This window comes from Fodinicola acaciae (genome assembly GCF_010993745.1).
Lineage (GTDB): Bacteria > Actinomycetota > Actinomycetes > Mycobacteriales > HKI-0501 > Fodinicola > Fodinicola acaciae.
Genome location: NZ_WOTN01000001.1, coordinates 1,608,756 through 1,630,296, shown reverse-complemented (window position 1 = coordinate 1,630,296; position 21,541 = coordinate 1,608,756). Strand labels below are relative to the sequence as shown.

Genomic DNA, 21,541 nt, shown 5'->3' with positions numbered 1-21,541 from the left:
CGGTATGATCCACTGGATGGAGACGTCCGCGGTCGGACTCGGCCATCCCGAGCGCAGCCTCGGCAGCCTGAGCGGCGTGCCCGGCCGGTTGCTGGAGGCCGCCACCCGGCTGTTCGCCGAGAAGGGCTTCGAAAGCACCTCCGTGCAGGAGGTCGTTGAGGCCGCCGGCGTCACCAAAGGCGCGATGTATCACTACTTCGGCTCCAAGGACGACCTGCTCTACGAGATCTACCACCGCGTGCTGTCCGTGCAGACGGAGCGGCTGGAGAAGCTGTTCGCCGGCGATGGGTCGTACGCGGAACGCATCCACGCCGCCGCGGTCGACGTCGTGCTGACCAGCATCGCCAACCTCGACGACACGGTGATCTTCTTCCGGTCGATGCACATGCTCGGCACCGAGAAGCAGGCGCTCGTACGCGCCGAGCGGCGGCGCTATCACGAGCGGTTCCGCGGCATGATCGAGGACGGCCAGCGCGCCGGTGAGTTCCGCGCCGACGTGCCGGCTGAGCTGGTCGTCGACTACTACTTCGGCGCGGTGCACCACCTCGGCTTCTGGTATCGCCGCAAAGGCCGGCTGTCCGCGCGCAAGGTCGCCGAACATTACGGCGACCTGCTGCTGGCGAGCCTGCGCGGCTGACCCGGCCGGGAGATTTTCCGGCAATTTCCCGGATCCGACCCCTGTCGCGCGGGTGATGACCGATCGCAGTCTGATGGCGTCCCAATGCCCGCGAGCGGAGACCGCCATGCTGACGCGTACGCCCATCGACGACGAGTACGACCTCGACATCCGCGTCGAGGAGCTGGAGCAGACCCTGGACTATCCGACACCGACGCAGGGTGGCCCGTGCGCCAGCCGAAACCTCAGCTGCCTGCGGACCTGCGTCGGGACGACGGTCAAGACCAACGGCGACTGCTGCTACCAGAACCCCTGATCGTCAGGCGTACTTGCGCAGCTCCCGGTGCGCCAGCGACCGCTTGTGCACCTCGTCCGGGCCATCGGCGAGATGCAGCGTGCGCGCGTGCGCGTACAACGACGCCAGTTTGAAATCCTGGCTGACACCGGCCGCGCCATGTGCCTGGATGGCGCGGTCGATCACCCAGGTCGCCACCGACGGAGCGGCCACCTTGATCGCCTGGATCTCGGTGTGCGCGCCCTTGTTGCCGACGGTGTCCATCAGCCAGGCCGTCTTCAGTACGAGCAGGCGCAGCTGTTCGATGCGGATCCGCGCCTCGGCGATCCAGTCCTGCACAACGCCTTGCTCGGCGATCGGTTTGCCGAAGGCCACGCGGCTGCTGACCCGCTGGCACATCATCTCCAGCGCGCGCTCGGACATGCCGATCATCCGCATCGCGTGGTGGATGCGGCCGGGGCCGAGCCGCGCCTGCGCGATCGCGAAACCGTCACCTTCGCCGGAGACGATGTTGTCCATCGGCACGCGTACGTTGTCGAAGTCGATCTCGGCGTGGCCGCCGTGCGATCCGTCCGTGTAGCCGAAAACGTGCATGCCGCGCCTGATGTTCACGCCCGGCGTGTCCCTCGGCACCAGGATCATCGACTGCTGGCGGTGCCGGTGCGCGGCCGGGTCGGTCTTGCCCATGACGATGAAGATCTTGCAGCGCGGGCTCATCGCGCCGGACGACCACCACTTGCGGCCGTTGATCACGTACTCGTCGCCGTCGCGTTCGATCCGCGTACTGATGTTGCTGGCGTCGGAGGAGGCGACGTCGGGCTCGGTCATGCAGAAGGCCGAGCGGATGTCGCCGTCCAGCAACGGCCGCAGCCACTGCTCTTTCTGCGCCGGCGTACCGAACATGCTCAGCACTTCCATGTTGCCGGTGTCGGGCGCTGCGCAGTTGAGTGCGGCCGGCGCCAGCTCCGGGCTGCGACCGGTGATCTCGGCCAGGGGGGCGTACTGGAGGTTGGTCAGTCCGGCGCCGCCGTGCTCACCGGGGAGGAAGAAGTTCCACAGGCCGCGGCTGCGCGCCTCCTGCTTGAGCTCGTCGATGACCGGTGGCTGTTCCCACGGATTGTCCCGTTTCTCCAGCTGCTCCTCGATGATCGGCTCGGCCGGATAGACGTGCGAGTCCATGAACTCGTTCAGCCGGCCGCGCAGCTCCTCGGTACGTGCGTCGAACGCGAAATCCATCGGTGCTCCTGTCGATGCTCATCGGTGGGCTCATCGGTGGGCTCATCGTCTGGGCTGCCGTCGTCCGGAGCATACCGACCAGTCGGTCCAGGCCAAAGGGTCGTGAGGTCGCATGGCCACCATGCGTGCACTGGACGCACGCATGGTGGCCATGCGACCCTCCCGTACGCAAGTCACGCCTCGTACGCATAAGTGCTGGTCGGCGACGATCGCTGGACACATGTACGAGGCCGGGATCAAACTGTCGGACCCCCCGGTTACATTGGTGCGGGGGACTTCTCGTCTCTGCACAGTCTTCAGTCCTAACGACGAGAGAGCGGACACACCGCGGTGGCCGACCAGCAGCAGCTCAGTGTTCATGGCGCGCGTGAGCACAACCTCAAGAACGTCAGCGTGGACCTGCCAAGGGACGCGCTGATCGTCTTCACCGGCCTGTCCGGGTCGGGGAAGTCCAGCCTGGCCTTCGACACGATTTTCGCCGAAGGCCAGCGGCGTTATGTCGAGTCGCTGTCGTCGTACGCGCGGCAGTTCCTCGGTCAGATGGACAAGCCGGACGTCGACTTCATCGAGGGCCTGTCGCCGGCGGTGTCGATCGACCAGAAGTCGACCAACCGCAACCCGCGGTCCACGGTCGGCACCATCACCGAGGTCTATGACTATCTCCGGCTGCTGTTCGCGCGCGCCGGCGAGCCGCACTGTCCGACCTGTGGCGAGCTGATCAGCAAGCAGACGCCGCAGCAGATCGTCGACCAGATCCTGGCCGGGGAGGAGGGCGCGCGGTTCCAGGTGCTGGCCCCGGTCGTACGTGCGCGTAAAGGCGAATATCTCGACCTGTTCTCCAGCCTGCAGACGCAGGGTTTCTCGCGCGCCAGGGTCGACGGAGTGGTGCACCAGCTGACCGAGCCGCCAAAACTGAAGAAGCAGGTCAAGCACACCATCGAGGTGGTGGTCGACCGGCTCGCGGTGAAGTCGAGCTCGAAGCGGCGGCTGACCGACTCGGTGGAGACCGCGCTGCGGCTGGCCAACGGCATCGTGATGATCGAGTTCGTCGACCTGGACGAGGACGACCCGACCCGCGAGCGGACGTATTCGGAGAAGCTGGCCTGCCCCAACAACCACCCGCTCGGCGTCGAGGAGCTGGAGCCGCGGTCGTTCTCCTTCAACGCGCCATACGGCGCCTGTCCGGAGTGCAGCGGCATCGGCACGCGCAAGGAGGTCGATCCCGAGCTGCTGGTGCCCGACCCCGAGCAGACCATCGAGGGTGGCGCGATCCAGCCGTGGGCCACCGGCCACAACATGGAGTATTTCAACCGTCTCCTGTCCGGCCTCGGCGACGCGCTCGACTTCGACCTGAAGACGCCGTGGCAGGAGCTGCCGGCGCAGGCCCAGAAGGCGATCCTGTACGGCCACGAGACGCAGGTGCACGTCCGCTATCGCAACCGCTACGGCCGCGAGCGGTCATACTGGGCCAGTTTCGAAGGTGTCGTGCCGTTCATCGAGCGGCGCCACCAGGAGACCGAGAGCGACTGGAGCAAGGAGCGCTACGAGGGTTACATGCGCGACGTGCCGTGTCCGGTCTGTAAGGGCGCACGGCTCAAGCCAGAGGTGCTCGCGGTGACGATCGACGGCCGCAACATCTCCGAGGTCTGCGCGATGTCGATCGACGAGTGCGCCGTTTTCCTCCGCTCCGTCAAGCTCAACCGGCGGCAGAAGCAGATCGCCGAGCGGGTGCTCAAGGAGATTCACGAGCGGCTGCAGTTCCTGCTCGACGTGGGCCTGGATTATCTGTCGCTGGACCGACCGGCCGGCACGCTGTCCGGCGGTGAGGCGCAGCGGATCCGGCTGGCCACCCAGATCGGTTCTGGCCTGGTCGGCGTCCTGTACGTGCTTGACGAGCCCTCGATCGGCCTGCACCAGCGCGACAACCGCCGGCTCATCGACACGCTCGTACGGTTGAAAAACCTCGGCAACACGCTGATCGTCGTCGAGCACGACGAAGACACCATCCGGACGGCCGACTGGGTCGTGGACATCGGTCCGGGTGCCGGCGAGCACGGCGGCCACGTGGTCGTGTCGGGTTCGGTGAAGGATCTGCTGTCCAGCAAGGAATCGCTGACCGGCGCTTATCTGTCCGGGCGCGCAGAGATCGCGGTGCCGCCGCTGCGCCGCGTGCCGGATCGCAACCGGACGCTGGTCGTGAAAGGCGCGCGCGAGCACAACCTCGGCGGCATCGACGTGGAGTTTCCGCTCGGTTGCTTCATCTCCGTCACCGGAGTGAGCGGTTCGGGCAAGTCGACGCTGGTCAACGACATCCTGTATTCGGTGCTGGCCAACACGATCAACGGTGCGCGGCTGGTGCCCGGCCGGCACACCAGGGTGACCGGTCTGTCCAATGTGGACAAGGTGGTCGGCGTCGACCAGTCGCCGATCGGGCGTACGCCGCGGTCCAACCCGGCGACGTACACCGGCGTCTTCGACAACATCCGCAAGCTGTTCGCCGAGACCACCGAGTCGAAGGTGCGCGGCTATGGTCCCGGCCGGTTTTCCTTCAACGTCAAGGGTGGCCGGTGCGAGGCGTGCACCGGTGACGGCACCATCAAGATCGAGATGAACTTCCTGCCGGACGTCTACGTGCCGTGCGAGGTCTGCCGCGGTGCGCGTTACAACCGCGAGACGCTGGAGGTGCATTTCAAAGGCAAGACCATCGCCGAAGTGCTGGAGATGCCGATCGAGGAGGCCGCCGAGTTCTTCTCCGCGGTGCCGGCGATCCGGCGCTATCTCAAGACCCTTGTCGACGTCGGCCTCGGTTACGTGCGGCTCGGCCAGCCGGCGCCGACCCTGTCCGGCGGCGAGGCGCAGCGCGTCAAACTGGCCTCTGAGCTGCAGAAACGCTCGACCGGACGGACCGTGTACGTGCTTGACGAGCCGACCACCGGCCTGCACTTCGAAGACGTACGCAAGCTGCTCGGCGTGCTCGACCGGCTGGTCGACGCCGGCAACACGGTGATCGTCATCGAGCACAACCTGGACATCATCAAGTCGTCCGACTGGGTCATCGACCTCGGTCCGGAGGGCGGTCGTAACGGCGGCACCGTGGTCGCCGAGGGCACGCCGGAGGAGGTGTCCGAGGTGCCGGAGAGCCACACTGGCCGGTTCCTGCAGCATGTGCTCGACCCGGCGCCGGCGCCGGGCCGCAAGGCGGTCACCGCGGCACGGCAGCCGAAGGCACGTACGGTCACCGCCGCAGCCCCGAAGAAGACCGCCAAGAAGGCCGCGCCGGCCCGAAAACGCCAACCCGCGAAGAAATAACCGCCGCGAAAGAACTGGTCCGCCTCCCGTTGCCGAGAGGCGGACCAGCCACCCTAGCAGTGGTAGTGCAACTGGACGTGTCCGATGTTCCAGTACCAGTCGGCGTTGAAGTGCCCGTAGCCATACCAGGCATACTGCAGGCTGCTGTCCGGCAGGTTCTTGGCGAACCGTGTCGGGTCGGGCGTGTCCGGATAGGTGTTGACGATGTTGCCCATGAACGCGCCGTTCTTGTCGAACACGTCGATCCACTGGATCCAGGCGTCGTGATCGTCGCTGCTCGTAACCGTTCCCCGGAAGTCCGCGGTGCCGTTCTCCCGGAAGGTCCAGGTCGCGCCGCCGAACATCGTGCAGTCACCGGAGTGAAGCTCGGGCAGCGTCCAGGTCCACTCGTTGACCGCCAGGCTCTTGGCGTTGGCCCGCATCACCTTGGCGCTGATGGACCGGTCGGCATGCGCGGCGGATGCCGGGCTGGCGAGCGTGAGACTTCCCGCCAGCACAGCCAAAAGTGCCACCGCAAGCGCGGACGCCCTGATGATTGTTCGTCGCAATGCATTGCCCCTCGTGAGATGGAAAGAGCGCCAATTCCGTCTTGGCGCAATTCAGGGTTGCAGGTCACGAAAGGCCGCCGCTAGAGCGAAAAGTGCCTGAGATGGAGGACAAAGACGCAGCATTCGCCACTGCGCGGTTGTCTCTGGACAGCTGCCCCTGCGATCGTGGGTAGGTCCGGGACCTGCGGAGATTGCCTTACGTTCACAGCGAAGTCGTCGACAGCCAGTGCTCGATAAGGGTGCGGTTGCCGGCGACGATGGCTTGGTCGACTGGGATCCGGCCGGCCAGCAGCAGGTGCAGGGCCGGCATCGGCGCGACGACAGTGGCGTCGGCGGAGCCGTGTTTTCGCTCGTACGCAATGCCGCTGGGCGTACGGGTGACGAACCAGCCGATGCCGCTTTCCGGTTGGAACTGGAGAGTTTCCCCTTCGCCACGCAGCTTTTCCAGTGCTGGCAGCACCTTCCACGCGACTGGGTCAGACAACAGCTCCATGCGCTCGTTGACTCCATCTTCGGCGAGGTGATCGGTGAGCGCGTACGCCGCTCCGGTGGTCAGGCACGCGTCATATCGGTGCACGGTGGTGTCGTGAAGCATCCGGCGGAGCCAGAATTCCGGTGAGCGATTGCCGAGGAAGGTCCACACCAGCTCTCGCGTCCTGTCGTAGGCCGCAAGGAACTCGTCGGCGCTGTCCATGATCCAGCTTCGCCACGCGGTGACCGGTCCCGGATCGGCGTCATGCGGGTCGGGGACTGCGGCCGCGGCTCGGGTGCGCAGAATGCCGGCGGACCAGCGGAATGCCTGGCCGATGTGGCCGACGAGCACGCGCAACTGCCAGTCGGGGCAGGTCGGGACGTATGCTTCTGGATCGCCGTCGCGTACGGCATCGGCAAAGGCCTGGGCTTCGCTGCGGAGGGTGGCTGGGTTCGGCTTCATGCGCCGTACCGTAGAAACTCCACCTGGCTGGAGGTGCAAGACCGCGTGACCAATGACACGCTCATGAGCATCGGCGACCTCGCGCGGCTCGCCCGCGTGCCGGTCCGGACGATCCGTTTTTATTGCGACGAAGGTGTCCTGCCGTGCGTACGCAGCGCCGGCGGGCACCGCAAATTCGAAAGTGCGGCGGTCGAGCAGCTCAACCTCGTACGACAGCTGCGCTCGCTCGGGCTCGGATTGGCGGCGATCACCGACGTGCTGGTGGGAGAGCGCTCCGTCTCGGACGTCGTCGCCGCCGAACGGGCCACGCTCGACGTCGAGTTGGCGTCGCTGGCGTGGCGCCGGGCGGCGTTGACCGCGGTCGAGACCGCGGGTGCGGAGCGGCCAGCACGGCTAGAATTGCTTGCGATGGTGGAAAACAGCCGGGCGGCCCACCAGGTGCTGGTGGATTTCTGGCGGCGGCAGGCGATCGCGTCGTTTCCGGTGGAGACCGTGGACGATTTCGTTGCCATGACAGTGCCGGAGCCGCCGTCCGACCCGACGGTGGGTCAGGTCGTCGCGTACGCCGAGATGGTGAGCCTGGCCGGCGACCGGTCGTTTCTGCGGCAGCGGCTGGCGCATGCCCAGGCGAATCGGACAGCCGAACGTGCACTCCTCGCCGGGATCAGTGAGGCGTGCCAGTTGGCCGAACCGTACGTGGTGGCCGGGCGGGCGGCCGGGCCGGGGGAGCCGCTCGACCGGTTTGTCGACATCCACGCGGCGGTGCTGCGAGAGCGCGACACGCTGTCTTTTCGGCGGTGGTTGTCGGCGCACTACGCCTTCGAACGGGACCCGCGTATTCGTCGCTACTGGACGCTGGCCGGGCGGGTCGCAGGCGTCGCCGTCTTCCCCGGTGCGATGCACTCGTGGCTGGTCGACGCTCTGGAGGTGGCGACTGCATAGTCCACTTTGCAAAGTCGGCTGTGCATAGTCTACTGTGCGGTTATGGGTGAGGTTGTCGACTCGACGGTCGACCAGGCGCGGGCGCGAAGCCATCCGCTCCGGTTGGCGTTGCTGGAACTGCTGGCCGGCGGACCGCGTACGGCGTCGGAAGCGGCCGCGGCGCTCGGCACCAACACAGGTGCCACGTCGTTTCATCTGCGGCAGTTGGCGCGCTACGGCCTGGTGGAGGTCGCCGAGTCGGCCGACTCGCGGCTCAAGCCGTGGCGGCTGGTCGCGGCGACCGAGGAGGCGCTCGACCGGCGCGACGACGAGCGTTACGCACAGTGGCGGTCGCGCCGGCAGGGCTATCCGGTGGAGTGGCAGCGGCAGGCGGCGGCGACGTACACGGTGCACCTGACGCCGGCCGAGCTGGACCAGCTGGCCGCCTCGATCCTGGACCTGGTCGCGCCGTACTTCGACCGCGAACAGGACCCGTCCGCGCGCCCGCCGGACAGTGCGCCGGTCGCCCTGGTCACCCGGCTCTTTCCGCTCGTATCCCCTGAGGAGGTCATCCGATGACGGCCCCGGCCGAGATCGACACACTGCCGCCGCTCGTGCTCTACGGCCAGCCGGTCCTGCACACACCGACCGCTCCGGTGACGGACTTCGACGACAATCTGCGGCGGCTGATCGACGCGATGTTCGCGACCATGGCGGCCGCGCCAGGTGTCGGTCTCGCCGCCAACCAGGTCGGCGTCGGCCTGCGGGTTTTCGTCTACGACTGCGGACCTGACGCGCGCGGCCACATGATCAACCCGACGGTCGAGCGGTTGCCGGGTGGCCTGCAGCCGGACGACGAGGAAGAGGGCTGTCTTTCCGTACCAGGCCTGTCATATCCGACGCCACGCGCGATGAACGTGCGCTGCGGCGGGGTGGATCTGCACGGCTCGCCGATTTCCGTTGAGGCGACCGGATATCTGGCGCGGTGCTTTCAACATGAGGTCGACCATCTCGATGGGATGGTGTACGTGGAGCGGCTCGGTGGCCGTACGCGGAAACAGGCGCTGCGCGACATGAAATCCTGCGACTGGTACGGCCAGGCGCTCCTTCCTGTCTCGGCGTGACCTCATCCATTGTGGGAAAATCCCGCCTTTTGTCGTGCTCCTAGCGCCGCTTTGCTGTCAACGAGCAACGTCCCTCAACGCTGTGACATCAGAGAGTGCGACGGCGTTTCGCGAGCTGCCAACGCGTCCTGTCGGTTGAACACCGATCCGAACTTGTCGAATGGAAGCGGCCTCGGCTTGAACATAAGCAGGGAATGGCGGCCGCAGCTGTGAAACAAGCTGGGATCTGGCCTGTTTGACGGTGTAGGGGACCGAGGTGGTCAGATAGAGCGGCGGCAGGACGCCGCCGGTGTTGCCGGAGCCGGTCCAGGTGATCGTCCAGGTCACGGTGGCGGTGATCGTGAACGCCGTTTTTCCTGATGTCGTACGGTAGATATGTCCGCAGTCGGGGGAGCCGCGGAGGCCCTGCGCCGGGTCGGTTAGTGGTGTGCCGCGGCCTTTGCAGGTGAGTTTGCCGCCGTCGCCGAATGACCAGGTGGATGAGGTCGGTGTCGCGACAACGTCGACCCAGATGTCGGCGAGGGCGGTGTGTTGGGTCAGCGGTTTCCAGGTTTTGCCTATCCACAGCCACATCGGCGCACCGGTGAGGCCGCCGCGCGTACCATCCGCGTACGTCGTGAACGGCCGGATCTCCAGATCGGGCCGGGGGATCGGCAGGCGGTTGGCGATCTGCTCTGCGAGCGCGGCCGTGCTGATGAGCGGACCCTGGCCAGGGTTGCCGCAGTTCACGTCGAGCAGCTTCTGCTCCTCCGGATTGCCGCCAAGATCCGTGACCCGACAGAACGGCGATGTTGCATCGTGGCCAGTTTTGCCGTACGTCCTGGTCGATCCACTTTTGGTCGAGCCGCCGGGCCGCGATCGGTCAGCCTCGCTGATCACGACACCGCCGTGGTCCGTGCCGAGTGCACGTGGTGGTCGCGGCGGCCGTGGTTTGTCGACCACACCAGGCTGAATCGCTGCCAGGAGGCAGATAGTCAGGCAGGCTTCTGCTAGCACGGCGTGTCCCGATAACTCGTGCCGGCTACTTTCCACACACCGTCTGGCGCGATTTTGAGCGTAATCAGCAGATTGTCACGCGCGCTGCCTTGCGTGAGCCGCTCGCCAGTCTTCTTGTCCCATGATCCACTGTCGAGCGTATTAGCGCAGGAGTCGACGAGAGCGGTTTGACCGCTGCGCTGGACGGTCTGGCTTATTGGATTCGCATGTCCGCGATGCTCCTGTCCTTTGCCGTCCAGATCGGCAATTGTCGTGAGGTAGGTGCCGAGCGCTGGTTCCATGGCGACCGGCTCGAGGATGCGTTTGCGCGCCGCAGGTGGGGCTGCGTATGCCCGTGGAAGTGCGACTGTGAGAAACGTGCGGTACTGAGCGAGGATCTGCTGTTCTGGGGTGCCGGTTGTGGTGGCGACTGGCGGAATCAGTGACTCCGACGGCGACACGCTGGGCGACGGCCGGCTCGCCGCACCGGGAGCCGCCGGCAAGCCGCCAGGCTGACCTCCGGCCCCACAGCCGGCGACCATGGCCACACCGACAACCGCCAGAAGCCACGCAAATCTCCCCGTCATCCGCCCAGAATACGGCAACAAGCGATCAAAAGACCACGCTCAGTCACGGAACTAGGCTGACCATTCGTGACACCGCATAAGAAGCGACCAAAGGTCGTCCTCTTCGACGTATTCGAGACCCTCCTGTCGCTCGAGCCGTTGCGGGAGCGCATCGTCGAGGTTGGCCAGCCGGCGCACCTGCTCGAGCTGTTCTTCACGCGTACGCTCCGCGACGGCATGGCGTTGACGCTCGCTGGCACCTACCAGCCATTCGGCGCGGTCGCGCGCGCGGCGTTGGCGCAGGCCAGCGGATGGACGCTGGATGACGAGCAGGTCGAATACGTGGTAGGCGGCTTTGCCGAGCTGCCGGTCCATCCCGATGTGATCCCCGCTCTGGACAAGCTGGCCGACGCCGGCATCCCCGCGCGCGCGTTCACTCACGGTCCGGCGGAGGTCGCGGCTACGGCGCTGCGCGGCGCTGGCGCGTACCAGCGGCTCACCGGCGTTGTGTCCGCGGCCGATGTGCAGACGTGGAAGCCGCCGAAACCGGCTTATCTGTACGCATGCGCCACGGCCGGCGTGCAGCCGCATCAGGCCGCGCTGGTCGCTGCCCACTCTTGGGACACGCACGGTGCCGGCCGGGCTGGCCTGATCACCGGCTTCGTGACCAGATTGGAAGGCCGCGTACCGCCGATTGTGGACACTCCGGACGTCGTCGCCGACCGGCTCGACGAGGTCGTCCTCGGCCTGCTCGCGCTGCCTGAGTGAGAGGTCCAGATGAGGTCATGTAATTCCCTTACGGCCGCCTGCCGTTCTGTAGTCAGAAACCTGCCAGACGCCATAGGGTGTTGAGCTGTCGATCGGCGTTTGCACAGCTCACCTCGAGGAGTACAAGCTTGTCTGCTCGATCCCGCCTGACGTTGCGACTGGCGACGGCGTCGGCACTCACCGCGAGTCTGCTGACCGCCGTGCCGGCGAGCGCGAACAATCCCGCATCCGACCGGAGCTGGCTGCCGAAGACCCCGCCGGGGTGGCAGCTCGTGGTCGACCAGAGCCGATCTGCCAGCGCGACGATCACCCGTGGCGTCCGGCAGTACGGCGAAATCTACGACACCGTCGACGGCCGGCAGCGCAGCCAGGTGCTCGACCTCGACCTGACCGACCCGAACGTACGCGTCGGCATGGTCGCCAACCACGACCGCGTCACCGACCCGGCCAACGAGACGATCAGCTCGATGGCCGCGCGCACCGGTGCGATCGCCGGAGTAAACGGCGACTACTTCGACATCAATGCCAGCGGCGCTCCGCGTGGCGGCCTTATTCGTGACGGAAAAATCGTCAAAAGTCCGCGGCCAAACTACAACGCGCAGCTGTCCGTACGGCCAGACGGGTCGATGGTGATCGGCGCGCAGGCGTACGAGGCGAGTGTCACCGATGGCGCGAACTCGCACGCGGTGAAATCCCTGAATGTTGTTGGAGACCTGGCCGGAGGCGGGATCACCCGCGTGACGCCGGATCTCGGCGAGACCAACCGTGCACCGGGATCGACGACGCTTCCACCGTCCACATTGGTCACCGGTCACGACAGCGGCGATAACGCCTTCGTCGTCGACAGCGTCAAGACAAATGTCACCGTTTTGCCGGCGTTGCCGGCCGGTCAGCAGGGCCTCGCCGGTGCCGGCGAAGGCGGCCAGTGGCTGGCGAGTAACGTGACGGCCGGCGAAAAGCTCACCATTTCGCAGAAAATCTCGCCGGACAACGATCTCACCGGCCTGATCAGCGGAGCGACGCAGCTGGTCAAGGACGGCAAGGCGTACGTCGACCCGACCGGTGAGCCGCCAGGTGGCAACAATCCGACGCGTAACCCGGAAACCGCGGTGGGCCTGAGCAAGGACGGCAAACACGCGCTCGTCGTGGTCATCGACGGGCGAGGCGCGGACGATCAGGCGGTCGGCGTGACGCCGTCCGAGGCGACCGGCTATTTTCTCGCGCACGGCGTGGATTCGGCGATCCTGTTCGACGGCGGTGGCTCCAGCGAGATGATCGCGCGGCGGCCTGGCGAGGCGGCGCCGTCGGTGATGAACAAACCGTCCGACGGCCACGAGCGCAATGTCGCCAACGGCATTTTCATCTACACCACGGCCAAATCCGCCGGCGAGGCGCGCAATGTGGTGATCAACGGCGGAAAACCGGTGGTGACCGTGCCCAACGCGTCGGTGCCGGTGAAGGTGTACGCCACGGACAGCGCCGGCAATCCGGCCAGCGGCACCACCAGCGTGACCGCTTATCCGTCTTCTGTTGCCTCGTACGAAAACGGCGTGCTGACGACGCATCGGGCCGGCAACGCGGTCATCGTCGCTCGCAACGGCTGGGCCACCAGCGTGCAGACCGTACGCGTCGTCGACAGCCTGAGCGCGCTCGCGATCTCCCCGCCGAAACCAGACATCTCCAGCGGCGAGAAGGTCACCTTCTCGTTGACCGGCAGGAGCGGCTCGGCGGACGTACAGGTTCCCGCGGAGTCGGCGACCTGGTCGGTCGATCCGGCCAGTCTCGGGGCCGTCGACCAACACGGCGTCTTCACCGCGGCGGCGAGTGGCGACGGCGGAATGGCAACGGTGACAGCGAAAGTCGCCGGGAAGGCGGCGACGGCGAGTGTCGCGGTCGGTGGCAAGGCGCAGCACATCGCCGACACAGCCGACGCCAGTGCCTGGAATCTGCGCAACACCACCAACCAGCCGGCGACCTTCACCAACGCGCCAGGCGACGTGCCGCCCGGTTCGAGTGCCGCCGGTTCGATCAAGCTCACGTACGCGATCGAGCGCTCGCCAGGCGTCAAACAGCTCGTGCTGAGCCCGAAATCGGCGATCACCGCGCCGGCCGACGCCAACGGTCGCGCGCCGACGGCGGTCGGCGTGTGGGTCAAGGGCGACGGCAAAGGCATCGACTTCGCGGCGAAACTCGTCGGTTCGGATGGCACGAGCGCGACGCTCTATCCGGAGTTCATCACCTTTACCGGATGGAAACGGATCAACATCCCGGTGCCGTCCACGATGCCGGCTCCGATCAGCGTGAGCTTCATCGACTTCCTGCAGATCCAGCAGGCGGACGAGCCGTACAACGGCGAGTTGAACGTCGGTGGCATCGAGGCGCTGTATTCGCCGCGGCCGATCGTCAAGCCGCCGTACGTGGCGATTCCGAAAAACCCGTCATGGCTGCGTTTCGAGCAGAGCGCGGCAAACTTCGGTCGCAACGGCAGCACGATCCTGACCGGCGACGACGCACACATGCTGGCATCGACACCGGATTCGGCCAGCGCCAACGTGATGGCGGCGATCGCGAAGCGGATTCCGACATTGCCGAAGGTCGCCAGTCCTGACCTGGCGCAGTTCCTCGGTGACATGCCGGACAACGGCGAGCTGGCCAACCTGCAGTTCGCCAAGTCGAAGATGGAGGCGCTCGGCATCCCGTTCCGCGACGCGGTCGGCAACCACGAGATCAGCCAGGGCGCGCTTCCGGAGAACCAGAATTTCACCAAGGTCTTCGGCGACACCCGATATGCGTACAAACTTGGTGCGGCGCAGGTGATCGTCAGCAACAGCTCGCACATCGGCCTGCAGAAGTCCGATCCGTTCAACGTGCCGAGCGGAGCGCAGTTCCCGTGGCTCGTCGAGCAGCTGAACAACACCGACGCCAAGGCCATCATGGTGGTCACGCACACGCCGGCGTACGACCCGCACGAGGCCGCCGACAGCCAGTTCAGCCGGCGGTGGGAGGCGCGCGAATACGTACGGCTGGTGCAGCGCTACATGCAGACGCATCCGGACCGGCACGTCGTGATGGTGTATGGCCACGCGCGCGGTTTTTCCGAGCAGATCCTGGATCCGGACGGCAATGCGACCGACGTGGCGCATGGCGGCGTGCCGCAGCTGACCTTCGCCGACCTGGGCATGCCAGCGTACGCGCCGGCCGACAAAGGCGGTTTCTATCACTTCGGCCTGGTGCACACGACGCCGAACGGCACGATCCAGTTCAGCGTCGAGCCGGTGTTGTCCGGCATCACGATCGCCGCGCCGGGGGCCGTGCGGGTAGGCAAGACGCTGCAGTTGAGCGCCACCGGCACGAACGTCGGCGGCAGCAACCTGCCGCCGGTCACGCTGCCGATCGCCGACCCGGCCTCGCATGTCTGGTCATCGTCGGCGGCGCAGGTCGCCTCGGTCGACCCGTCGACCGGTGTGGTCACTGGAAAACGCGCTGGTACGGCCACGATTTCGGTCACCAGCGGTGGCGTTACAGCCAGCACGACGGTCACCGTCACCCGATGAGTTGACGAAACGGCCGGCCGCGCACCTGCGCGGCCGGCCGTTTCGGGTTAGATTCGGCGGAATGCGACTTCAGGTGGTGCTGCCGAACGAGTCGGCCGTCGGACGCCGGCAACTGCAGGAGATCACGCGGGCGGCTGACGCGCTCGGCTATCACACGGCCTGGCTGCCGGACCACATCCTGCCGCCAGGTGAGTATGGCAGCACCTATGGCGGCGTGCTCGAACCGCTCGTGACGCTCGGCCATCTGGCCGGCACGACGACCAGCCTGCGGCTGGGCACCTCGGTGCTCATCCTGCCGTTGCGCGATCCGTTCCTGCTCGCCAAACAAATCGCCACCATCGACAGGCTGTCCGAAGGCCGGGTCATCCTCGGCGTCGGCATCGGTTGGGTCGAGTCGGAGTTTTCCGCGCTCGGCATGGATTTCCGCACACGCGCAGCCCGCACCGACGAGGCTCTCGAGCTCATCCGCCACCTGCAGACCACCGACGGCCCGTTCCGCGGCCGGTTTTACGCGTACGAGCACGGCGTTTTCGAGCCAAAACCGGAACGGCCGGTGCCGGTGATGGTCGGTGGTGTGTCCGACGCGGCGATGCGGCGGGCGGCCCGGCTCGCCGACAGCTGGCAGGGTTTCGCGATCGACGCGGAGAAATTCGCCGAGCGGGTGGGATTTCTTCGGCAACACACTGATCGGCACGTCGAGGTCGGCACGCGTACGGAGTGGCGCGGCGGTGTCGACGAGCTGGTCGCGGAGGCCGAGGCATTCGCCGCCGCCGGTGCCGACCACCTGGCTGTCCACTTTGGAGAGCCAGACGTGTACGTGGACCGCATGTCGACCGCGATCCACGCGATCCGGCGCCAACTCGGCTAGCGTGTCGGCATGGAGCCATGGGCGGAGCTGGTCTCGCGGGTGGAGTCCGCGGACGTACGCGAGGCGCTGCGGGCGTTGATCGCCGCCGGACAGTCCGAGCCGGTGGAGATCGACGCGGAAACGCAGGCCGAGATGATGCGGCCGTACAGCTGGCTGCTGGACCGGATCGGTGACGACGGCCTGAAACTCACCGGATCCGGCTATCTGCCGCCGGCCGAGGTCGAGGCGATCTACACCGCGCTGGGCATCGGCCGCGAATGGATCCACAAGAGCAAGCGGGAGGTGCAGAATCCGCCGGTGCTCGACTTCCGCGAGTCCGCCGCGAAACTCGGGCTGATCTCCAGCGAACGAGGTTCGCTGATGCTCACGGACACTGGCCGGCGGCTGCGCGAGGATCCGGTCGCGCTCTGGTGGTGGCTGGCCGAGCGGCTGCCGCTGGACTCGGACGAGGAATACACCAGAGATTCCGGATTTTTCCTGCTGATTCTGCTCGCGGCCGGACACACCACCGATCTCGCCGCGGACATCGCCGGTTATCTGACCGCAAGCGGGTCGCCGGTGTCGGCGGCACAGGCCAACGCGGCCAACTGGGAGACGCGCGGTTTGCTGTTGCGCATCTCGGCCCTCAAGTCGCAGGGCCGGCGGTCGATGACCGAGGTGGTGACGCCGGAGGGGATCGCGTTCGCGCGCGCCGTCATACGCACCTGGCCCGGGTGAGGCCTTCACGAGACGCGCACCGTGCCGTACGGTTTAGCCGACCGAGCAGTCGGTCGGCGGAAGGAGTCGCATGGCGGGCGAGCAGGACATCGGGACGGCCGTGGGCGGTCTCGATGTGGAGTCGGCGGTGCGGTTGCTGACCGGCGCGGCGATGTTCGAGTTGCACGGCGACGAGTCGATCGGACTCGCGCCGATGATCTTCTCGGACGGACCGACCGGCGTACGCGGCCTGGACTTCACCGGCGGCCGCAAGGTCGCCCTGCTGCCCAACGCGACGCTGCTCGCGTCCAGCTGGGACGAGCGGATCGCCGAACGCGCCGGTCAGCTGCTCGCCGAAGAAGCGCGCACGCAGGGTGTCCATGTGCTCCTCGGGCCGACGATCAACCTGCATCGGACGCCGCTTGGCGGCCGGCTTTTCGAAGCGTACGCGGAGGATCCGCTGCTCACCGGGCGGTTGGCGGCGGCATACGTGCGGTCGCTGCAGTCGCGCGGTGTCGGCGCCTGTCTCAAACACTATGTCGCCAACGAGGCGGAAACCGAGCGTCAGTCGGTGAATTCCGTGGTCGACGAGCGCGCGCTGCGCGAGATTTACTTGCTGCCGTTCGAAATCGCCGTGCAGGACGCGCATCCGTGGACGGTGATGGCCGCGTACAACGACGTGAACGGAGTCGCGGCGACCGAGCATGACGAGCTCATCAACGGTGTCCTCAAAGGACAGTGGCGGTGGGACGGCCTGGTGATGTCGGACTGGTTCGCCACCAAGTCGACCGTGCCGTCCGCCAACGGCGGCCAGGACCTGGTGATGCCGGGCCCGTTCGGACCGTGGGGTGAGCAGCTCGTCGATGCCGTACGTGCCGGGAAAGTCAGCGAGCAGACCATCCGCGAGCACGCCCGGCGGTTGTTGCGGCTCGCCGGCAGAGTCGGCGCTTTCGGTGACAACGTGCGCAAACCGGAGGACAATTGGCCGAGCCCGGCGGATCCGGTCCGTCGTGAGGAGCTGCGGTCGCTCGCCGCGGCAGGCATGACGTTGTTGAAGAACGACAACGATATTCTGCCGCTTTCCGAGATTCCGTTGGTGATCGGCCGGCATGCGGTGCGTACGGTCGCACAAGGCGCCGGATCGGCCGGCGTACGGCCACCGCATCTGGTCAACATCGCAGATGGACTCGTTGCCGCGCTTGACGATATCCGAGTGCTCGACGGTGTCGAGGTGCGCGAGCGGCCGGACATCGCCGAGCCCGGTTTCGTCCGCGATCCGGAGACCGGCGAGCCCGGCATCCGGATCACCAGCTGGCGGACGGACGGCGAGGAACAGGCGTCGACCACCAGTGAAATCGGGGAAATCGCGCTCGGCATGACGACCGGACCGCACGAAGGCGCGGTGAGCGTCGAGCTGTGCGCGGAGCTGGACGCCGGCGAGGTCGAGGTCGGTGTGCGCGGAGTTGGCGCGTGGACAGTGGAAATTGACGGCGTACGCCACGAATTCGCGCTGGACAACGTAAGCGGTGACCTCGGAGCGGCGATCCTCGACCCGCCGGCGTGGACGAGCGTCGTGCGGGCGCGGCCCGGCAGTCGGCTGACCGCGCGGCTGGACACCTCCGGCGGCGTACTCACCAAGGCAGGCCTGGTGGCGCGCCCGGCGATTCGGCCGACCGCTGAGGTCATCGCCGACGCGGCGGCGGCCGCCAAGGACGCACCGGTCGCCGTGGTGGTGGTCGGTCTGACGGTCGAGCAGGAGACTGAGGGCGTCGACAAGACGACGCTCGCTTTGCCTGGCGCACAAGACGAACTCGTCCGAGCGGTCGCCGACGTGGCTCGGCGTACGGTCGTCGTGGTCAACGCCGCCTCGCCGATTCTCATGCCGTGGTTGGAAAAGGTCGACGCCGTCCTCTACGCCGGCCTGCCTGGCCAGGAAGGCGGCCACGCGGTCGCCGACGTACTGCTCGGAAGACGCGAGCCGACCGGCCGGCTGGTGACGACTTTCCCCGCCGCGGACGGTGAAGGGCCGGCGTGGTCACCGGTGCCGACCGACGGAGTCCTGGAATATCGGGAAGGTGTGCGGGTCGGCTATCGGGGATGGCACGGCGGCGGGCAGAAGCCGCTGTTCTGGTTTGGCCATGGACTCGGCTGGACCACCTGGACGTACCACACCGTCCAGGTCGACGGCGATCATGTCGTTGTGGAGCTGGAAAACTCCGGCAGCCGGGTCGGCGGTGAGGTCGTGCAGGCGTACGTCCAACCCGAGGGCGAGACCGTACGCCTGGCGGGTTGGTCGGTCGTTGACGCTGTGCCGCCAGGGGAGCGGCGTACGGTGACGGTCGAGCTCGATCCGCGTGTCCTGCGAGTGTGGCGCGATGGCTGGAAACCGGTGTCCGGGGGCGAGATCCTGGTCGCGCGTGGCCTCGGCGATGTGCGGCTGCGCACGGCGTTCTAGTGTCGTTTCCGCGGCAATACCGGCGAACCGTTACCGACCGCGCGAGCGTTGCCGGCGACCAGGCACGTGCGAGGGTGCTGGAGGTCGCGCTGGACCTGTTCGCGGCGGCCGGCTATCGCGGCACCTCGATCGCGCAGGTCGCCGAGAAGGCCGGCCTCAGCCAGTCGGGGCTGCTGCACCATTTTCCGTCGAAGATCGCGTTGTTGGTGGCAGCACTGGAACATCGTGAAGAGATCGACGGGCGGCCGTTGGAGGTCGACGGCGAGCCGCCGCGCGGCTGGTCGGCATTCGACGCGCTGATCGGTCTGGTGTCACGCAACAGCGCGCGCCCCAACCAGGTGCGGCTTTTCGTGACGCTGAGCGCGGAGGCGATCGATCCGTCGCATCCGGCTTATGACTGGGTGCAACGACATTACGGGAGTGCGTACGCCTGGCTGACCGCCGCTTTGGAACACGGCCGCGCCATCGGCGAGGTGCGCGAGGACATCCCGATCGAGCGGGTTGTCCACCTGACCATCGCGGCGCTGGACGGCCTGCAGGTGCAATGGCTGGTCAGCGGCGGAAAACTGGACATGCTCGGCGACTTCACCGCGTATGTGCACGACCTGAAAATCCGCTGGAGCAACGCGCCGCCAGCCGGCAGAATCGACCGATGACCTCGTTCGAGCCGGTGCGACACGTGTTCGACGACATCGTACGCGCTCAGCCAGGCACCGGCGCGGCCTTTTGCGTGTGGTATGACGGCGACTTCGTCATCGACCTTCACGGCGGTTTCGCCGACGCCCGGCGCACGCGCGAGTGGCGGCCCGACAGCATCGTGCAGCCGTATTCGGTGACCAAGCCGTTTGCCGCGATGTGCGCACTTTTGCTGGTGGAGCGCGGGTTGCTCGATCTCGACGCGCCGATGTCACGCTATTGGCCGGAGTTTCGCGCACCGGCGACCGTACGCCATGTCCTGTCGCATCAGGCTGGCGTCGTGGCGCTGTCGCGGCCGGCGCCGACCGAGGTTTTCTTCGACTGGGACCGGTTGTGCGCACTGCTCGCCGACCAGGAACCGGAATGGCTACCAGGTGAGGACCTCGGCGAGTCGGCGATGTTTTTCGGTCATCTGGTTGGTGAGCTCGTGCGCCGGATCGACGGTCGCACGCTCGGCGAGTTTCTGCGGGCGGAGATCTGCGGGCCCAACGAGCTGGATTTTCTGGTCGGTGTCAGGGACCAGTCCAGAGTCGTGGACCTGACCGGTCTGGAGAGCCTTGATTCCACTGGAAAGCCGGAGCTCTACCGGCGAGCGACAGCGAACCCACCAGGTGCGTTCGACGCGGCGGTGGTGAACAGCGCGGGTTGGCGGGCGGCCGAGATTCCGGCCATCAACGGACACGGCACGGCTCGCGGAGTCTGCGGACTCTACGCCGCTCTGCTGCAGGGAAAGCTGCTGTCGCCCGGACTTCTCGCGGAGGCGACAACCGCGCAGTGCACCGGCATCGACCGCGTTTTCGGCGGGGAGAGCTCCTGGGGCCTCGGCTTCGGTGTCGATGACAGCGGTTACGGCATGGGCGGCGTCGGCGGCAACTATGGCGGTGCCTGTCCCAAAGACGGCTATGCGATCGCCTTCGTCACCGGCTCGGCCGGTGATTTCGACCGGATCGACCGGCTGGACACGGCCACGCGCGACTGCCTCGATTTACCCCATCCGTAACAGATCGGCGGCGGTCACCTCGTGAAGAAGTGGCTCACCACGCGAAAACCGGCCGATCTCGGCGAGTACGATGTCGCCCTGCCGGCGATGGCCTTCCACGGTCGCGCCGGCGGTGTGCGGCGTGAGCAGGACGTTTGGCAGGCCACGCAACGGATCGCCGGCCGGCAGCGGCTCCTCGTCGTAGACGTCGATCGCCGCGTCGAGGCGGCCGCTGGAAACCTCGGCCAGCAATGCGTCCTGGTCGACCAGCCACGACCGCGCGGTGTTGACGAGACCGGCGCCATCGGCCATCAACGCAAGCTCACGTTTGCCGATGAGGTGGCGCGTTTCCGGCAGGACCGGCGCGTGGACGACGACTATTCGTGACTTGGCAAGCAAAGTGTCGAGGCCGACCGCTCGTACGCCAAGATCGGCGGCATCGGTGAGATAGGGATCGGCGACGGACACCTCGGCTCCGAGGGCTTTCGCCAGCGCGATGTACGCGCGTCCCGTGCGCGATGCGCCGATGACACCGATCCGACAGCCGAGAATTTCGTGCTGATCCGGTGCGTCCTTTGCCTCCTGCCAGCTCGAACGCGCGTGCATCGCGTGATCGAAACGGGGAATCCGATGCAACAACGCCAACGTGAAGGCCAACGCTGCCTCGGCCACCGGCCGCGCCATCGCCTGACCCGCCTGCGTGACGCGGATTCCGCGCGACCACAGCTGTTCGGTGACGAAGAACTTGACCGTCGCACCAGTGTGGGCCACCAGCCGAAGGTCTGGCGCGAGATCCAGGAGCTGCGCGGTCAGCGCCGGCTGCCCCCAGCTGGTGACCAGCACTTCGGTGCCAGGCAACGCTTCCGTCAGCTCGGCGTGGTCGTCGATCAGCCGCATGCCGGCCAGCGCGCCGTCGGCGAAGAACCTGTCGCGCAGATACGGCGACACGTCGACAAGGATGTTCACAGGCACTCCGGGATCAGGCATGCGAGGATGCGATG

Annotated in this window: 19 protein-coding genes; 13 read left to right on the top strand and 6 right to left on the bottom strand. The window is 66.8% G+C overall.

The genetic code is table 11. The features are described from left to right. Window positions 1–16 precede the first annotated feature (16 nt). Entirely contained in the window at window positions 17–637 is a 621-nt protein-coding gene (locus GNX95_RS07645; RefSeq protein ID WP_163506411.1) for a TetR/AcrR family transcriptional regulator, read from the top strand. Between the two features lie 106 nt (window positions 638–743). Then, window positions 744–932, top strand: a complete 189-nt coding sequence (locus tag GNX95_RS07640) for a hypothetical protein (protein ID WP_163506410.1) — start codon at window positions 744–746, stop codon at window positions 930–932. A 3-nt stretch (window positions 933–935) separates the two neighbouring features. On the opposite strand, the gene GNX95_RS07635 is transcribed toward GNX95_RS07640, so the two are convergent. Next, the gene (locus tag GNX95_RS07635) at window positions 936–2,147 is read right to left on the bottom strand and encodes an acyl-CoA dehydrogenase family protein (RefSeq protein WP_163506409.1); all 1,212 of its coding nucleotides are present in this window, start codon (window positions 2,145–2,147) and stop codon (window positions 936–938) included. A 330-nt stretch (window positions 2,148–2,477) separates the two neighbouring features. Between GNX95_RS07635 and uvrA the strand changes: the two genes are divergently transcribed. Then, complete coding sequence (gene uvrA / locus GNX95_RS07630; RefSeq protein WP_163506408.1) at window positions 2,478–5,456, top strand: excinuclease ABC subunit UvrA; 2,979 nt, start codon at window positions 2,478–2,480, stop codon at window positions 5,454–5,456. 53 nt (window positions 5,457–5,509) lie between these two features. Here the strand turns inward: uvrA and GNX95_RS07625 are convergent, their stop codons facing one another. Both GNX95_RS07625 and GNX95_RS07620 read right to left on the bottom strand, forming a co-directional pair. Further along, window positions 5,510–5,953: a DUF6294 family protein gene (locus GNX95_RS07625; RefSeq protein ID WP_246281630.1), complete on the bottom strand. Its 444-nt coding sequence runs from the start codon at window positions 5,951–5,953 to the stop codon at window positions 5,510–5,512. 253 nt (window positions 5,954–6,206) lie between these two features. After that, entirely contained in the window at window positions 6,207–6,938 is a 732-nt protein-coding gene (locus GNX95_RS07620) for a maleylpyruvate isomerase family mycothiol-dependent enzyme (protein ID WP_163506406.1), read from the bottom strand. A gap of 45 nt (window positions 6,939–6,983) precedes the next feature. Between GNX95_RS07620 and GNX95_RS07615 the strand changes: the two genes are divergently transcribed. From GNX95_RS07615 to def, 3 genes are read left to right on the top strand one after another with little or no spacing between them, the layout of a single operon-like run. After that, window positions 6,984–7,880 (top strand): MerR family transcriptional regulator, encoded by an 897-nt coding sequence (locus GNX95_RS07615; RefSeq protein WP_163506405.1) that lies wholly within the window; start codon window positions 6,984–6,986, stop codon window positions 7,878–7,880. Between the two features lie 42 nt (window positions 7,881–7,922). After that, a complete protein-coding gene (locus tag GNX95_RS07610) occupies window positions 7,923–8,438 on the top strand; it encodes a helix-turn-helix domain-containing protein (protein ID WP_163506404.1) in 516 nt (171 codons plus the stop codon). Continuing rightward, complete coding sequence (gene def / locus GNX95_RS07605) at window positions 8,435–8,983, top strand: peptide deformylase (protein WP_163506403.1); 549 nt, start codon at window positions 8,435–8,437, stop codon at window positions 8,981–8,983. The genes GNX95_RS07610 and def overlap by 4 nt, the downstream gene beginning before the upstream one ends. Window positions 8,984–9,040: 57 nt before the next feature. Here def and GNX95_RS07600 read toward each other — a convergent pair whose 3' ends face one another. Both GNX95_RS07600 and GNX95_RS07595 read right to left on the bottom strand, forming a co-directional pair. Continuing rightward, window positions 9,041–9,862, bottom strand: coding sequence for a hypothetical protein (locus GNX95_RS07600; protein WP_163506402.1), 822 nt, complete (start codon window positions 9,860–9,862; stop codon window positions 9,041–9,043). A 110-nt stretch (window positions 9,863–9,972) separates the two neighbouring features. Further along, window positions 9,973–10,260, bottom strand: a complete 288-nt coding sequence (locus GNX95_RS07595; RefSeq protein WP_163506401.1) for a hypothetical protein — start codon at window positions 10,258–10,260, stop codon at window positions 9,973–9,975. A gap of 351 nt (window positions 10,261–10,611) precedes the next feature. On the opposite strand from GNX95_RS07595, the gene GNX95_RS07590 reads away from it, so the two are divergent. The 7 genes from GNX95_RS07590 to GNX95_RS07560 all read left to right on the top strand — a co-directional run bounded on the left by GNX95_RS07590 (window position 10,612) and on the right by GNX95_RS07560 (window position 20,561). Continuing rightward, entirely contained in the window at window positions 10,612–11,292 is a 681-nt protein-coding gene (locus tag GNX95_RS07590; protein ID WP_163506400.1) for an HAD family hydrolase, read from the top strand. A 128-nt stretch (window positions 11,293–11,420) separates the two neighbouring features. Further along, entirely contained in the window at window positions 11,421–14,846 is a 3,426-nt protein-coding gene (locus GNX95_RS07585) for a phosphodiester glycosidase family protein (protein WP_163506399.1), read from the top strand. Between the two features lie 61 nt (window positions 14,847–14,907). Then, window positions 14,908–15,714 carry a TIGR03619 family F420-dependent LLM class oxidoreductase gene (locus GNX95_RS07580; protein ID WP_163506398.1) on the top strand — a complete coding sequence of 269 codons (807 nt, stop codon included), beginning with the start codon at window positions 14,908–14,910 and terminating at the stop codon, window positions 15,712–15,714. Between the two features lie 9 nt (window positions 15,715–15,723). Further along, complete coding sequence (locus GNX95_RS07575; RefSeq protein ID WP_163506397.1) at window positions 15,724–16,431, top strand: hypothetical protein; 708 nt, start codon at window positions 15,724–15,726, stop codon at window positions 16,429–16,431. A gap of 70 nt (window positions 16,432–16,501) precedes the next feature. Further along, window positions 16,502–18,865, top strand: coding sequence for a beta-glucosidase (locus tag GNX95_RS07570; protein ID WP_163506396.1), 2,364 nt, complete (start codon window positions 16,502–16,504; stop codon window positions 18,863–18,865). After that, complete coding sequence (locus tag GNX95_RS07565; RefSeq protein ID WP_163506395.1) at window positions 18,865–19,521, top strand: TetR/AcrR family transcriptional regulator; 657 nt, start codon at window positions 18,865–18,867, stop codon at window positions 19,519–19,521. Before GNX95_RS07570 ends, GNX95_RS07565 begins: the two co-directional genes overlap by 1 nt. After that, on the top strand, window positions 19,518–20,561 hold the full coding sequence (locus GNX95_RS07560; protein ID WP_222853455.1) for a serine hydrolase domain-containing protein: 1,044 nt from the start codon (window positions 19,518–19,520) through the stop codon (window positions 20,559–20,561). The genes GNX95_RS07565 and GNX95_RS07560 overlap by 4 nt, the downstream gene beginning before the upstream one ends. On the opposite strand, the gene GNX95_RS07555 is transcribed toward GNX95_RS07560, so the two are convergent. Beyond that, on the bottom strand, window positions 20,547–21,506 hold the full coding sequence (locus GNX95_RS07555) for a hydroxyacid dehydrogenase (protein ID WP_222853454.1): 960 nt from the start codon (window positions 21,504–21,506) through the stop codon (window positions 20,547–20,549). The two genes, GNX95_RS07560 and GNX95_RS07555, sit on opposite strands and share 15 nt — an antisense overlap. Window positions 21,507–21,541: the final 35 nt, after the last annotated feature.